Annotated in this window: 14 protein-coding genes; 8 read left to right on the forward strand and 6 right to left on the reverse strand. The window is 63.1% G+C overall.

The annotated features are described in order from the left end of the window. The first annotated feature begins 5 nt into the window (after nt 1–5). Both dprA and ABVN20_RS14045 read left to right on the forward strand, forming a co-directional pair. A complete protein-coding gene (gene dprA / locus ABVN20_RS14040) occupies nt 6–1106 on the forward strand; it encodes a DNA-processing protein DprA (RefSeq protein ID WP_368556322.1) in 1101 nt (366 codons plus the stop codon). Between the two features lie 55 nt (nt 1107–1161). Next, nucleotides 1162–1719, forward strand: coding sequence for an L-threonylcarbamoyladenylate synthase (locus ABVN20_RS14045; RefSeq protein ID WP_368556323.1), 558 nt, complete (start codon nt 1162–1164; stop codon nt 1717–1719). 81 nt (nt 1720–1800) lie between these two features. Here the strand turns inward: ABVN20_RS14045 and ABVN20_RS14050 are convergent, their stop codons facing one another. Then, nucleotides 1801–2778 (reverse strand): NADPH:quinone reductase, encoded by a 978-nt coding sequence (locus ABVN20_RS14050; RefSeq protein WP_368556325.1) that lies wholly within the window; start codon nt 2776–2778, stop codon nt 1801–1803. A 180-nt stretch (nt 2779–2958) separates the two neighbouring features. Between ABVN20_RS14050 and hemF the strand changes: the two genes are divergently transcribed. Both hemF and aroE read left to right on the forward strand, forming a co-directional pair. After that, nucleotides 2959–3873 carry an oxygen-dependent coproporphyrinogen oxidase gene (hemF, locus tag ABVN20_RS14055; protein WP_368556327.1) on the forward strand — a complete coding sequence of 305 codons (915 nt, stop codon included), beginning with the start codon at nt 2959–2961 and terminating at the stop codon, nt 3871–3873. Nucleotides 3874–3887: 14 nt separating this feature from the next. Beyond that, the gene (gene aroE, locus ABVN20_RS14060; RefSeq protein WP_368556329.1) at nt 3888–4709 is read left to right on the forward strand and encodes a shikimate dehydrogenase; all 822 of its coding nucleotides are present in this window, start codon (nt 3888–3890) and stop codon (nt 4707–4709) included. A 120-nt stretch (nt 4710–4829) separates the two neighbouring features. Here the strand turns inward: aroE and ABVN20_RS14065 are convergent, their stop codons facing one another. The 3 genes from ABVN20_RS14065 to betC all read right to left on the reverse strand — a co-directional run bounded on the left by ABVN20_RS14065 (nt 4830) and on the right by betC (nt 9011). After that, the gene (locus ABVN20_RS14065) at nt 4830–6398 is read right to left on the reverse strand and encodes a SulP family inorganic anion transporter (RefSeq protein WP_368556331.1); all 1569 of its coding nucleotides are present in this window, start codon (nt 6396–6398) and stop codon (nt 4830–4832) included. Between the two features lie 158 nt (nt 6399–6556). After that, nucleotides 6557–7480, reverse strand: a complete 924-nt coding sequence (choX, locus tag ABVN20_RS14070) for a choline ABC transporter substrate-binding protein (protein ID WP_368556333.1) — start codon at nt 7478–7480, stop codon at nt 6557–6559. A 16-nt stretch (nt 7481–7496) separates the two neighbouring features. Continuing rightward, nucleotides 7497–9011 (reverse strand): choline-sulfatase, encoded by a 1515-nt coding sequence (gene betC, locus ABVN20_RS14075; RefSeq protein ID WP_368556335.1) that lies wholly within the window; start codon nt 9009–9011, stop codon nt 7497–7499. Between the two features lie 114 nt (nt 9012–9125). On the opposite strand from betC, the gene ABVN20_RS14080 reads away from it, so the two are divergent. Continuing rightward, nucleotides 9126–10076, forward strand: a complete 951-nt coding sequence (locus tag ABVN20_RS14080; protein WP_368556336.1) for a LysR family transcriptional regulator — start codon at nt 9126–9128, stop codon at nt 10074–10076. On the opposite strand, the gene ABVN20_RS14085 is transcribed toward ABVN20_RS14080, so the two are convergent. Continuing rightward, nucleotides 10063–10734: an NAD(P)-dependent oxidoreductase gene (locus tag ABVN20_RS14085; protein WP_368556337.1), complete on the reverse strand. Its 672-nt coding sequence runs from the start codon at nt 10732–10734 to the stop codon at nt 10063–10065. The two genes, ABVN20_RS14080 and ABVN20_RS14085, sit on opposite strands and share 14 nt — an antisense overlap. An 84-nt stretch (nt 10735–10818) precedes the next feature. Here ABVN20_RS14085 and ABVN20_RS14090 point away from each other — a divergent pair, with 84 nt between their 5' ends. Then, nucleotides 10819–11145, forward strand: a complete 327-nt coding sequence (locus tag ABVN20_RS14090; RefSeq protein ID WP_368556338.1) for a DOPA 4,5-dioxygenase family protein — start codon at nt 10819–10821, stop codon at nt 11143–11145. On the opposite strand, the gene ABVN20_RS14095 is transcribed toward ABVN20_RS14090, so the two are convergent. Continuing rightward, complete coding sequence (locus ABVN20_RS14095; RefSeq protein WP_368556339.1) at nt 11146–11547, reverse strand: GFA family protein; 402 nt, start codon at nt 11545–11547, stop codon at nt 11146–11148. Between the two features lie 395 nt (nt 11548–11942). Between ABVN20_RS14095 and ABVN20_RS14100 the strand changes: the two genes are divergently transcribed. Continuing rightward, a complete protein-coding gene (locus tag ABVN20_RS14100; protein WP_368556340.1) occupies nt 11943–13250 on the forward strand; it encodes a CitMHS family transporter in 1308 nt (435 codons plus the stop codon). A gap of 84 nt (nt 13251–13334) precedes the next feature. After that, the gene (locus tag ABVN20_RS14105) at nt 13335–14099 is read left to right on the forward strand and encodes a TerC family protein (protein WP_368556341.1); all 765 of its coding nucleotides are present in this window, start codon (nt 13335–13337) and stop codon (nt 14097–14099) included. The last annotated feature ends 97 nt before the right edge of the window (nt 14100–14196 follow it).

Raw genomic sequence — 14196 nt, forward strand, 5'->3', positions numbered from 1 at the left:
GATCCATGTCACAAATTGCCGTTACACCGGTTTCCCCTGCGGAACTGGAAGCCCGCCTGCGCCTGCACCGTCTGCCGGAACTCGGCCCGGCGCGATTTCGCAAACTGCTCGAAGCCTTCGGCTCGGCCTCCAAAGCCATCGGCGCCCCGGCCAGCGCCTGGCGGTCGCTGGGCCTGCCTGCCACCTGCGCGGATGCCCGACGCAGTGCCGAGGTGCGTGACGGCGCCAGCCACGCATTGCGCTGGCTAGAGCGTCCGGGCCAGCATTTGTTGATGTGGGACCAGCCTGACTATCCAGCGCTGTTGGGGGAAATCGATGCTGCACCGCCGCTGCTGTTTGTCGCTGGCGATCCCACCATCCTGGAAAAACCGCAACTGGCGATGGTCGGCAGTCGTCGCGCGTCGCGACCGGGCATGGACACCGCCAGCGCGTTTTCCCGCAGCCTGGCCAGTGCCGGTTTTGTCATCACCAGTGGCCTGGCGTTGGGTATCGACGCGGCGGCGCACCAGGCCGCATTGGATGTCGGTGGGCATACGATCGGCGTGTTGGGCACCGGCCTGGAAAAGTTTTATCCACAGCGCAATCGTCGGCTGGCGGACGCGATGATCGCTTCGGGCAGCGCGGTGGTTTCCGAGTTTCCGCTGGATGCCGGCCCCCATGCCAGCAACTTTCCCCGGCGCAATCGCATCATCAGCGGCCTGTCCCTCGGCGTACTGGTGGTCGAGGCCAGTGTGGCCAGTGGTTCATTGATCACGGCAAGGCTGGCGGCGGAGCAAGGTCGAGAGGTGTACGCGATTCCGGGGTCGATCCATCACCCCGGCGCCAAGGGTTGCCATCAATTGATCCGCGACGGCGCGATGCTGGTGGAAACCATCGAGCACATCCTCGAAGCCCTTCGCGGCTGGCAACGATTCTCGTCAGCGACGCAGGCGCCGCCGGCCAGTCATCCGCTGCTGGCGCTGTTGCACGCGGCACCCCACACCAGCGAAGGTCTGGCCGTCAGCAGCGGCTGGGCCCTGTCCAAAGTGCTGGCGGCATTGACCGAACTGGAAATGGAAGGCCGGGCGATCTGCGAAAATGGCCGCTGGTTTGCGCGGGTAAGCTAGGTTTTACAGGGAAGATCGGTAAACTGCCCAGAGCCTAATTCCGGAGAGTTTATTCATGGTCAACAGTTGGCGTGTGCAACAAGCCGCGCAAGCCGTACGCGCAGGGGCGGTGATTGCCTACCCAACCGAGGCGGTCTGGGGTCTGGGTTGCGACCCGTGGGACGAAGAAGCGGTGGAACGCCTGCTGCTGATCAAGGGCCGTTCGGTGGACAAGGGCCTGATCCTGGTCGCGGACAACATCCGCCAGTTCGATTTTCTCTTCGAGGATTTCCCCGAGCTGTGGATGGATCGCATGGCCAGTACCTGGCCCGGCCCGAACACCTGGCTGGTGCCCCACCAGAACCTGCTGCCCGAGTGGATTACCGGCGTGCACGACACCGTGGCGCTGCGGGTCAGCGATCACCCGTTGGTGCGCGACCTGTGCGCGCTGGTCGGGCCGCTGGTGTCCACCTCGGCCAACCCGCAGGGCAAACCGGCGGCACGCACGCGGCTGCGCATCGAGCAGTATTTCCGTGGGCAGGTCGATTGGGTGATGGGCGGCAACCTGGGCGGGCGCAAGAACCCGAGCCTGATTCGTGATCTGGCCACCGGGAATGTGATTCGTCCGGCTTGAGACCGCAGTGCCTTCATCGCGGGCAAGCCCGCTCCTACAGGTTTGTGAACTGTAGGAGCGAGCTTGCTCGCGATGGGGACCTCAAGGCAGCAGGATGGTCGACCCGGTAGTCCGCCGCGCCGACAACTCGGTCTGCGCCTTCGCCGCCTCCGCCAGTGGATACTTCTGGCTGATGTCCACCTTCAGCTTGCCGCTGATGATCATCTCGAACAGCTCATCGGCCATGCGTTGCAGGTTCTCGGCGTTGTTGGCGTAGGTCGCCAGCGTCGGCCGGGTCACGTACAGCGAGCCCTTGGCCGACAGGATCCCCAGATTCACCCCGTCCACGGCCCCGGAAGCGTTGCCGAAACTCACCACCAGCCCGCGCGGCGCGACGCTGTCCAGTGAGGTCAGCCAGGTGTCCTTGCCGACGCCGTCGTACACCACTGGCACCTTCTTGCCGTCAGTCAGTTCCAGTACCCGCTGGGCGACGTCTTCCTTGCTGTAGTCGATGGTCGCCCAGGCGCCGTTGGCTTTGGCCAGCGCGGCTTTTTCCGGCGAGCTGACCGTACCGATCAGCTTCACGCCCAGGGCCTTGGCCCATTGGCAGGCCAGGGAACCTACACCACCGGCCGCGGCGTGGAACAGGATGGTTTCGCCGCCCTTGAGTTCATAGGTCTGGCGCAACAGGTACTGCACCGTCAGGCCCTTGAGCATGACCCCGGCCGCCTGCTCGAAGCTGATCGCCTGCGGCAGGTGCACCAGGTTGGCCTCCGGCAAAATGTGCAGGTCACTGTAGGCGCCCAGCGGGCCGCTGCCGTAGGCCACGCGGTCGCCGACCTTGAAGCGGGTCACGGCGCTGCCCACGGCCTCGACCACACCGGCGCCTTCCGAGCCCACGCCAGAGGGCAGGGACGGCGGCGCGTACAGGCCGCTGCGGAAGTAGGTGTCGATGAAATTCAGGCCGATGGCCTTGTTGGCCACGCGCACCTGCTGCGGGCCGGGCTCGGCCGGTTGGTAATCCACGTACTCGAGTACTTCGGGCCCGCCATGGGTGCGGAACTGGACACGCTTTGCCATCAGAACTCTCCTTGGGTCTTGATTACCAGGATTGAAATGCCAAGCCCCCTATCGGACTCCTATGCTTGATCTTCGTCAACAGCGACGCAGGCTTGCGCGATGTTATGCTACGCGCCCATTTGCGCCGGCCGCTGCCCTGCAGGAGCGCCGCGTAGTTTTGCCCTGATTCAAGGTGAAGACATGACGACCCGCACCGAGGCCGTAAAAGCCTACCTGCTCGATCTGCAAGACCGCATTTGTGCCGCGCTTGAAGCCGAAGACGGCGCGACCCAGTTTGTCGAAGACGCCTGGACACGGGCTGCCGGTGGCGGCGGTCGCACCCGGGTGATCGAGAACGGCGCCGTCATCGAGAAGGGTGGCGTGAACTTCTCCCACGTGTTCGGCAGCGGTCTGCCACCGTCCGCCAGCGCTCACCGCCCTGAACTGGCCGGGCGCGGCTTCGAAGCCCTGGGCGTGTCGCTGGTGATCCACCCGCACAACCCACAGGTGCCGACTTCCCACGCCAACGTGCGCTTTTTCATCGCGGAAAAAGAAGGCGAAGAACCGGTCTGGTGGTTCGGCGGTGGCTTCGACCTGACCCCGTACTACGGCAATGTCGAAGATTGCGTGCACTGGCACCGTGTCGCCGAGCAGGCCTGCGCGCCGTTCGGTCCGGATGTCTATGCGCGCTACAAGGCCTGGTGCGACAGCTACTTCCACATCAAGCATCGCCACGAACCGCGCGGCATCGGCGGCCTGTTCTTCGATGACCTGAACGAGTGGGATTTCGACACCTGCTTCGCCTTCATCCGCGCCATCGGTGACGCCTACATCGACGCCTACCTGCCGATCGTGCAACGCCGCAAGCACGACGCCTTCACCGCCAAGCAGCGCGAGTTCCAGGAATTCCGTCGCGGCCGCTACGTCGAGTTCAACCTGGTGTACGACCGCGGCACCCTGTTCGGGCTGCAATCGGGCGGGCGTACCGAGTCGATCCTCATGTCGCTGCCGCCGCAAGTGCGTTGGGGATATGACTGGAAAGCCGAGCCAGGCAGCGAAGAAGCGCGCCTGACCGAGTACTTCCTGCAAGATCGCGATTGGTTGGCCGAGGCCTGAAACGAGGAACACTGATGGACCGCTACGTCGTTTTCGGTAACCCGATTGGCCACAGCAAGTCGCCGATGATCCATCGTCTGTTCGCCGAGCAAACGGCCCAGCAACTGGACTACAGCACGTCGCTGGCGCCACTCGATGATTTTTCCGCGTTTGCCCGGGATTTTTTCCTTGAAGGGCGTGGGGCGAATGTGACCGTGCCGTTCAAGGAAGAGGCGTTTCGCCTGGCCGACAGCCTGAGCCCCCGTGCGCAGCGGGCCGGTGCGGTCAACACCCTGAGCAAGCTCGCCGACGGCACCCTGCTGGGCGACAACACCGACGGCGCCGGGCTGGTACGCGACCTGACGGTCAATGCCGGGTTCAGCCTCAAGGGCAAGCGCATCCTGCTGCTCGGCGCCGGTGGCGCGGTGCGCGGCGCGCTGGAGCCGCTGCTGGCCGAACAGCCGGCCTCGGTGATCATCGCCAACCGCACCGTGGAAAAAGCCGAGCTGCTGGCCGAGCTGTTCGCCGACCTGGGGCCGGTGTCGGCCAGTGGTTTCGATTGGCTGCGCGAGCCGGTGGACCTGATCATCAACGCGACATCGGCCAGCCTGTCCGGTGACGTACCGCCGATTGCCGGCAGCCTCATCGAGCCGGGCAAGACCCTGTGCTACGACATGATGTACGGCAAGGAGCCGACCGCGTTCTGCCGCTGGGCGACGCAACAGGGTGCAGGAGTGTCGATGGATGGCCTGGGCATGCTCGCCGAACAGGCAGCCGAGGCGTTCTTCCTGTGGCGCGGCGTCCGCCCGGACACCGCGCCGGTGCTGGCGGAGTTGCGGCGGCAGTTGGCTGCCTGAACCGGATTCCCCGAATCCCTGTAGGAGCGAGCTTGCTCGCGATCGCGGTGGGTCAGTTAAGAAAGTACTGACTGATTCACCGCAATCGCGAGCAAGCTCGCTCCTACAGAGGGTAAACGGTCAGTCTTCAAACCGTATCGGACACTTCTCCGCCCCCTCCAGCTTCCTCAACTCCTCCACCACCGGCGGCCGTGCCCCGCGCAGCGTCAGGCTGCGATCCTGGCGCAGCAGCCGGCGTGCTTCCTGGTGCAGCATCTCCACCCCTGAATAGTCGATGAAGTTGATCTGCTGCGCCTCGATCACCACGCGCGCGCCGTGCATGCGTTGCAGGCGCACTTGCAGGTAATGGCTGGCGCCGAAGAAGATCGAGCCACCGACCCGCAGAATGTCTTCGTCGCCGTCGCGCCAATGCTGCACCCGGGGTTGCGAGGTGCGCTTGAGGTAGAAGAACAGCGACGCCAGCACCCCGGCGTAGATCGCCGTTTGCAGCTCCAGCAACAGCGTGGCGACGCAGGTCAGCGCCATCACCACGAATTCGGCGCGGCTGACCCGCAGCAAAGCGCGGATGCCGCGATGATCCACCAGCCCCCAGGCGATCAACAGGATGCTGCCGGCCATGGCCGGAATCGGAATGTGCGCAATCAGGTGGGCACCGAAGATGGCGAACAGCGCCACCCACACCGCCGAAAAAATCCCCGCCAGCGGCGAGCAGGCGCCGGCTTCGAAGCTCAGGCCCGAGCGCGTGAAGGAACCGGCTGACAAGGACCCGGAAAAAAACGCCCCGACAATGTTCGACAAGCCCTGGGCACGCACTTCCTGGTTGGCGTCGAGCAATTGCTGCGAACGCGTCGACAACGAGCGGGCAATCGACAGACTGGTGACCAGCCCGAGCATCCCCACTGCCACGGCGCTGGGCAACAGGCGCAGGATCAGGTCCAGATCCAGCGGCAACGGGCTGAAGGGTGGCAGCCGACCGACGAAGGCACTGACCAGGCCGACATGGCCGAACATCGACGGCCACAGCCACACCACCAGCGCGCCCAGCACCAGAGTGATCAGCAAGGTCGGCCAGCGCGGCAACAGCATCTTCAGCACCACACCGACCACCACCGTGGCCAGGCCCAATGCCAGGGAAGGACGATCGACCTCGCCCAAGTGGTGGAACAGCATCATGAAACTGCCCAGCGCCGTGGCCTGGCTGGGCAGGTCCAGCCCCAGCAGGTTGGGCATTTGGCCGATGGCGATGACGATCGCCGCGCCGAGGGTGAAGCCCAGCACCACCGAGTGCGAGACGAAATTCACCAGGGCGCCGAACCGCAGCAAGCCCAGCAGCCACTGGAAAATCCCGGCGAGGAAGGTCAGCAGCAGGATCAGCGTGATGTAGTCCTTGGACGCCGGCACGGCCAGGGGGCTGACGCTGGCGTAGAGGACAATCGAGATGGCCGCCGTAGGACCGCAGATCAGGTGCCACGACGAACCCCAGAGGCAGGCGATCAACACCGGGATGATCGCGGCATACAGGCCGTACTCCGGTGGGAGACCGGCGATCAGGGCGTAGGCAATCGACTGCGGTAACGCAAGAATGGCACCGCTCAAGCCAACGATCAGGTCACGCCCGACGCTGGCGCGGGTTTGCCGGGGCAACCAACTGAGGAAGGGGAAGAGTGAATGGCGGCTTGGAAGGGCCATGGGTCCTCTCGGCGGTGAACATGAGTGCAACAGGGTGGTGCGTCAAATCCGACAGTGCAAGGGTAAAAACCATCGCGAGCAGGCTCGCTCCCACAGAGGTTTTGTGTACGACACTGACCCAGTGTGGGAGCGAGCCTGCTCGCGAGCTTCTCGCGGTGTTAAAGCTTGGCCTTGACCACCGGCAACGCCTCCTTGCCATCCACGGTCTTCACGCCATCGAGCCACTTGTCCAGCACCGCCGGGTTGGCTTTGATCCAGGCCTTGGCCGCATCGGCGTTGGTCATTTTCTTGTTGGCCACGTCGGCCATGATGCTGTTTTCCATGTCCTGGGTGAAACTCAGGTTGGTCAGCAGCTTGCCGACATTCGGACAGGCCTCGGCGTAGCCCTTGCGGGTCAGGGTGTGCACGGTGCCGGTGTCACCGAAGTACTTCTCGCCGCCCTTGAGGTAATGCATTTTCAGTTGCACGTTCATCGGGTGCGGGGTCCAGCCGAGGAAGGTCACGAACTTCTGCTTCTTCACGGCCCGCGACACTTCGGCCAGCATCGCCTGCTCGCTGGACTCCACCAGTTTCCACTGGCCCATGTCGAAGTCGTTCTTCTTGATCATGTCCTGCAGCGAAATGTTCGCCGGTGCGCCGGAGCCGATGCCGTAGATCTTCTTGTCGAACTTGTCGGCGTACTTGTTCAGGTCGGCGAAGTTATGCACACCCGCGTCCCACACGTAGTCCGGTACGGCGAGGGTGAACTCGGTGCCGTCGAGGTTCTTCGCCAGTTGCGTGACGTCGCCCGTGGCCACGAACTTGTCATAGAAGCCCTGCTGTGCCGGCATCCAGTTACCGAGGAATACGTCGACCTGGCCGTCCTTCAACCCGCCAAAGGTGATCGGCACCGCGAGGGTGTCGACCTTGGCCTTGTAGCCCATGCCGTCCAGCAGAAACCCGGTGATGGCGTTGGTCGCGGCGATGTCGCTCCAGCCAGGGTCGGCCAGCTTCACCGTCTGGCAGCTACTCGCGTCGGCAAACGCCGACGCACTGCCCAGAGCCAGCAGACCGACCGTCAGTACTGTGGATAACTTTTGCATGGACTTCCCCTTAACATTATTGGTTTTGGCAGGGTTGTGGATAACGTGCTTTGCGCTCCAGGTCGTCGAGGTCGATATGGTTGCGCATGTACTGCTGACTGGCGTCCACCAGCGGCTGGTGATCCCAGCTCTTCAGCTTGCCGAGGGTCAGCGCCTGGGCGACGAAACGCCGACGCCGCTGACTGGCGAGCACCTGCTGGTGGATCGCCGGGATATCCCATTTGGCCCGTGCTTCGGCGAGAAATTCCTCGAACAGCGGGCGATGTTGCGGCGACTGGCTGAGTTCTTCCAGCTCACGCGGATCGTTGTGTACGTCGAAGAGTAGGCAAGGGTCCTGTTCGCTGTAGATAAATTTGTAGGCGCCGCGGCGAATCATCATCAACGGGCTGGTGGTGCCTTCGGCCATGTACTCGCCGAACACCTCGTCATGACCGCCCTGCCCTTGCAGGTGCGGCACCAGGGACCGGCCATCGAGTGGCAGGCCCGGCTCCAGCGAGCCGCCGGCCAGCTCGACGAAGGTTGGCAGCAGGTCGGCGGTGGACACTGCGGCGCTGACTCGCCCGGCGCCGAACTGCCCCGGCGCGCTGATCAGCATCGGCACGCGGGCGGACATCTCGAACCAGTGCATCTTGTACCAGAGCCCGCGCTCGCCAAGCATGTCGCCATGATCGCCCGAGAAAACGATGATGGTGTCGTCGATCAGCCCGGTTTCCTCGAGGGTTTGCAGGAGTTTGCCGACGTTGCTGTCGATATAGCTGCAAGCACCGAAGTACGCCCGGCGTGCATCACGAATCTTATCCACAGGCAGCGGCTTTTCCCACAGGTCATACACCTTGAGCAAGCGCTGGGAATGCGGGTCGAGGTCGGTTTGCGCCGGGGTCTGCGGCAGCGGGATCTCGGCGTCCTCGTACAGGTTCCAGAACGCCTTGGGAATGGTGTACGGGTCATGCGGGTGGGTCATCGAAACGGTCAGGCAGAACGGCTGGTCGCCGTCCTCGCGGACGTGATCGAACAGGTACTGCTGGGCCTTGAACACCACCTCTTCGTCGAAATCCAGCTGGTTGGTGCGCACGCACGGGCCGGCTTGCAGCACCGAGGACATGTTGTGGTACCAGGTCGGGCGCACGTCCGGTTCGTCCCAGTTCACCGCCCAGCCGTAGTCGGCCGGGTAGATGTCGCTGGTCAGACGTTCTTCGTAGCCGTGCAACTGGTCCGGGCCGCAAAAATGCATCTTGCCCGACAGCGCGGTGCGATAGCCCAAACGGCGCAGGTAGTGGGCGTAGGTCGGCACGTCGGCCGGGAAATCGGCGGCGTTGTCATAGGCGCCGATCTTGCTCGGCAACTGGCCGCTGACCAGGGTGAAACGCGACGGCGCACACAGCGGGCTGTTGCAGTAGGCGGCATCGAACACCACGCCTTCGGCGGCGAGGCGGCTGAGATTGGGCAGTTTGATGGGCGAAGGGCCGTAGAACGGCAACATTGGCGCGGCCATTTGATCGGCCATGATGAAAAGAATGTTCTTGCGCTTCATGTGATCGCGGCATTCCATAGTGAATATTTATGCGAGAGTGCTGCAATCGAGGATGGATTCCATGCCGTTTGTGGTAAAGCCCATGCCAGACAATGACTAGGATAAGCACAGCTTATGTATGACGCCCTGGGTGACCTGTCTCTGGACCTGCTGCGCGCTTTCGAGGCCGCGGCCCGCCAGCGCAGCTTTACCGCCGCCGCGGTGGAGCTGGGCACCACGCAGCCGGCAATCAGCCAGCAGATCAAGCGTCTGGAAGATCAGCTCGCCACCCGGCTGTTCGACCGCATTTATCGCGGTATCGAACTGACTGAGGCCGGCGCGATCCTGTTCGAGCAGGTTCAGCTCGGTTTGCAGAATATCGACGCAGGTTTGAGCGCAATCAGTGCACAGAAGCAGCACGAGGTGCTGCAGGTCGCCACCGATTTCGCCTTCGCCGCCTATTGGCTGATGCCGCGTCTGCACCGCTTCCATGCAGCCAACCCGCATGTCGATGTCAGCCTGGTCACCAGCGAGCGCAGCCTGAACATGTTGCGTACCGATATCGACGTGGCGGTGCTGTTCGGTGACGGCCGCTTCAAGCAGGGCGAAAGCCATTGGTTGTTCAGCGAAGAGGTGTTCCCGGTGTGCAGCCCGCAGCTGTTGGCGGATCGCACCCTGCCCTTGCCGGCGCAGGCCTTGCTGGAATTGCCACTGCTGCACCTGCGCGGTGAAAACAGAAGCAAATGGTTCGACTGGAGCGGGGTCTTCCGCCAGTTGGGCATCAGTTCGCCGCCGGCGCCCGGGCAGTTGCGTTTCGACAATTACACCTTGCTGATCCAAGCGGCGATTGGCGGCCAGGGCGTAGCGATTGGCTGGCGGCACCTTGTGGATAACTTGCTGGCGCAGGGCTTGTTGTGTCGGCCGATTGCCGAGACGGTGATGTCCCGCCAGGGCTATTACGTGGTCCTGCCGCCACGCAAACGCCGTGGTGCGCTGATTCAGCAGTTCGTTGACTGGTTGATGGCCGAGCAGGCCAGCAGCGCACAATCGCTCGAAGGCCTGACGCTGCCGTCTATTGCGGTGTAGGGTCGGTGCCGACGAAGCTGATGTGCTCGCCCACATGCAGGTTGAGCCGCAGTTCGTCGGCGATCCCGGTGGCGACCCGGCTCAGGCGCTCCAGCGGTTCGGCCAGCCCTGGTTCCAGGCTGCTGCTGACCTGGCTGAAGTGTTCGATGGTCAGCCCGGCGACGCCACGGGGGGCGTCGATCAGCGTCCATTGCAGCGGGCTGCTCTGCAGGGCCTCGCGGATTTCCTCGGCGGCGTGGCGTTGCAGTTGATCCTCGATTTCCGGGTCGTCCAGCACCTCGAAATCTCCCACCAGAAACAGTCGCGCAATGCCCGCCGCTTGCAAACCGTCGATCAAGGCATCCACCGCCAGCACCTGCTCGACCGGCCCGGGCACGATGGTTTTTTCCACGTGTTCGCTGTTGAACGGCAGACCCGGTGCATCCAGCAGGCAGATCACCGCCGAACAGCCGGCGACGCTCTGCTTCACGCGTTCGGCGTCGAACAGGTCGCCGGTCTTGGCGCGCAGGCCGGGGCGCGGTGCCAGGGCCGTCAGTTCATCGAGAATCGCGATCACTTCATGCTGGCGCCGTAGCATTTCAGCCATCAGCGCACTGCCCAGGCTACTCATGGCACCATAGAGCACCACTTTTACCACCGGGGTTTCGGCATTTTTCATGGCTGATCTCCACACTTTCCCACGTATATGGCGTGTGACATGTGAAAAACGGTGAGGGTTCGAACGGGTTTTGGAGGGAATGCGATGCAGCAGATCAAGGGCTATCACGCCCACGTGTATTTCGATGCGGAAACCGTCGATCAGGCGCGGGCGCTGTGTGAACAAGCTACTCGCGAGTTCCCGCTGCGCATGGGCCGCGTGCACGAACGCCTGGTCGGCCCGCACCCGGACTGGAGTTGCCAGCTGGCGTTCGACCCGGACCTGATTGGCGAGGTGTTGCCGTGGCTGGCGCTTAACCGCAAGGGCCTGGTGGTATTCCTGCACCCGGACACCGGCAACGATCTGCTCGACCACACCGAGCATGCGATCTGGATGGGCGCGATCCGCCCGCTGGACCTGTCTATTTTCTGATCACAGGGTTTCTTCGGCTTCCCCCGGCAGGTGCTCGTCCAGGTGCAACCAGGGCAGGCGGCTGTCGGTCCAGATATGCCGCTCGGCGGGCGCCAGCTCCGGGTGATCGAGGGTGGCGATGGTCAGGTCGATGCTGTCCGGGCTGAGCCGGGTCACCAGGGCGAGCTGCGCCCCGCAGTTCCGACAGAAGTAGCGGACGCAACTGGCGGAAGAGTCGTACTGCGCCGGTGTGCCTGCGAGCCATTCGAAGGCCGAGGCCGGCACGGTGATCCAGGTGGTGACGATCCCGCCGCTGACTCGTCGGCAGATCGAGCAGTGGCAGTGGGCGATGTCGTGTAATGGGCCGCTGAACTGGTAGCGCAGCTGGCCGCAGTGGCAGCCGCCGGTGTGGGTGTCGGCCATTTTAGTTTCTCCAGATGTTATTCAGTGAATCCATCGCGAGCAGGCTCGCTCCCACAGATGCGGCGCAAACCCTGTGGGAGCGAGCCTGCTCGCGATGGCCTCGACGCGATTTCACTGCCCGACGACCGGTTACACATCCGGTCGCCGCTTTCACAGGCGAAAGCTGGCTGAAAGCTTCCCCGATTAGGATCGCCCCACTACCGGCAACAGACCGGTCGGCCAATGCCAGTGTTTCAGCACTCGCACAGCCCATTAAACAACAACAATGGTGACCCTGATGTCCTTTACTACCCGCCGCTTCGCCATCACTCCGCCCGTACGCCTCGCGCTTCCCGTTCTGCGCTGACCCAACCGGTTCGCCCATTCCCTAGCCGCGCTACGCCTGGAGTATTCCCATGCTGACTTTCCTTGGCTTCGCCATGGTCATCACGTTCATGTTCCTGATCATGACCAAGCGCCTGTCCGCGCTGATCGCCCTGATCATCATCCCGATCATCTTCGCCCTGTTCGGTGGTTTCGGCCCGAAAATCGGCCCGATGATGCTCGAAGGCATCACCAAGCTCGCGCCGACCGGCGTGATGCTGATGTTCGCCATTCTGTATTTCGCCCTGATGATCGACTCCGGCCTGTTCGACCCGGCCGTGCGCAAGATCCTCAAGATGGTCAAGGGCGACCCGTTGAAAGTTTCGGTCGGTACCGCCGTCCTGGCGCTCGTCGTTTCCCTCGATGGTGACGGCGCGACCACTTACATGATCTGCGTGGCCGCGATGCTGCCGCTGTACAGCCGCATCGGCATGAGCCCGCGGATCATGGCGGGCCTGATCATCCTCGCCGGTGGCGTGATGAACATGACCCCCTGGGGCGGCCCGACCGCCCGTGCCGCCAGTGCGCTGCATGTCGACCCGTCGGCGATCTTCGTGCCGATGATCCCGGCGATGGTTGCCGGTGTGGTGGCGATCCTGGCCATCGCCTACTTCTACGGCAAGCGTGAACGTGCACGTCTGGGTGAGCTGCACCTGGTGGGCGATGAAATCGACCACAGCGAAATCAGCGTCTCGCAGTTCCCCGATGCCCGCCGTCCGAAGCTGATCTGGTTCAACGGCGCATTGACCCTGGCGTTGATGTGCACCCTGATCGCCGGCCTGTTGCCGCTGCCGGTGCTGTTCATGGTGGCCTTCAGTATCGCCATGATCGTCAACTACCCGTGCCTGCAACAGCAGAAGGATCGTGTCGCGGCCCACGCCGGCAGTGTGCTGGCAGTGGTCGGCCTGATCTTCGCGGCGGGCATTTTCACCGGTATCCTGACGGGCACCGGCATGGTCGATGCGATGTCCAAGAGCCTGCTGGCGGTCATCCCGGATTTCCTCGGCCCGTACCTGGCCGTGATCACCGCGCTGGTGAGCATGCCGTTCACGTTCTTCATGTCGAACGACGCGTTCTACTACGGTGTCTTGCCGGTGCTCGCCGAAGCAGCCAGCCACTACGGCATCAGCGCGGTGGAAATGGCACGTGCCTCGATCGTCGGTCAGCCCGTCCACTTGCTGAGCCCGCTGGTACCATCGACCTACCTGTTGGTGGCCCTGGCCGGTATCGACTTCGGTGATCACCAGCGCTTCACCCTGAAATGGGCAGTGCTGGTGTGCATGTGCATACTGGTTGCCGCGTTGCTGATGGGGATTTTCCCGCTGTTCAGCACTCTATAAGCCCAAGACTTGCCCTGAAAAGTCCTGGCTTTGATGATGAAGCCCGGACTTTTCGTGGTTTAACACACGCTCAAAGGAATACACATGGAATGGCTGACCAACCCTGAGATCTGGGTTGCCTTCTTCACCCTGACCGCCCTGGAAATCGTCCTGGGTATTGATAACATCATCATGATTTCGATCCTGGTCAGCCGCATGCCCAAGCACATGCAGGCGCGCACCCGCATCTTCGGCCTGGCACTGGCCATGGTCACGCGGATCCTGTTGCTGCTGTCGATCACCTGGGTCATGCGCCTGACCGCCGACCTGTTCGAAGTGTTCGGCCAGGGCATTTCCGGGCGTGACCTGATCCTGTTCTTCGGTGGCCTGTTCCTGCTGTGGAAAAGCTCCCAGGAGATGTACCACGCGCTGGAAGGCGAAGACGAAAGCAGCGACGAGCCAAGTGGCAAGGGCGGCAATTTCCTCTACACCATCATCCAGATCGCGATCATCGACATCGTGTTCTCGCTGGACTCGGTGATCACCGCCGTCGGCATGGTCTCCCACGTGCCGGTCATGGTCGCAGCGATCATCGTTGCCGTACTGGTGATGATGCTGGCCTCGGGCACCATCAGCGAGTTCATCGACAAGCACCCGTCGCTGAAAATGCTGGCGCTGTCGTTCCTGCTGGTGGTCGGTACCGTGCTGATTGCCGAAGCCTTCGACGTTCATGTGCCAAAAGGCTACGTCTACTTCGCCATGGGCTTCTCGCTGGCCGTGGAAGCGATCAACATCAAGATGCGCACCGCCATCGCCCGCAAGAAAAACCAGGACCCGGTGAAGCTGCGCAAGGATATTCCGGGCCAATAACCCGGACCGCAACTCCCCTGTAGGAGCGAGCTTGCTCGCGATGGCGGTGTGTCAGGCGATATTGATGCCGACTGACACACCGCTTCGCGAGCAAGCT

The organism is Pseudomonas sp. MYb118, from assembly GCF_040947875.1.
GTDB lineage: Bacteria > Pseudomonadota > Gammaproteobacteria > Pseudomonadales > Pseudomonadaceae > Aquipseudomonas.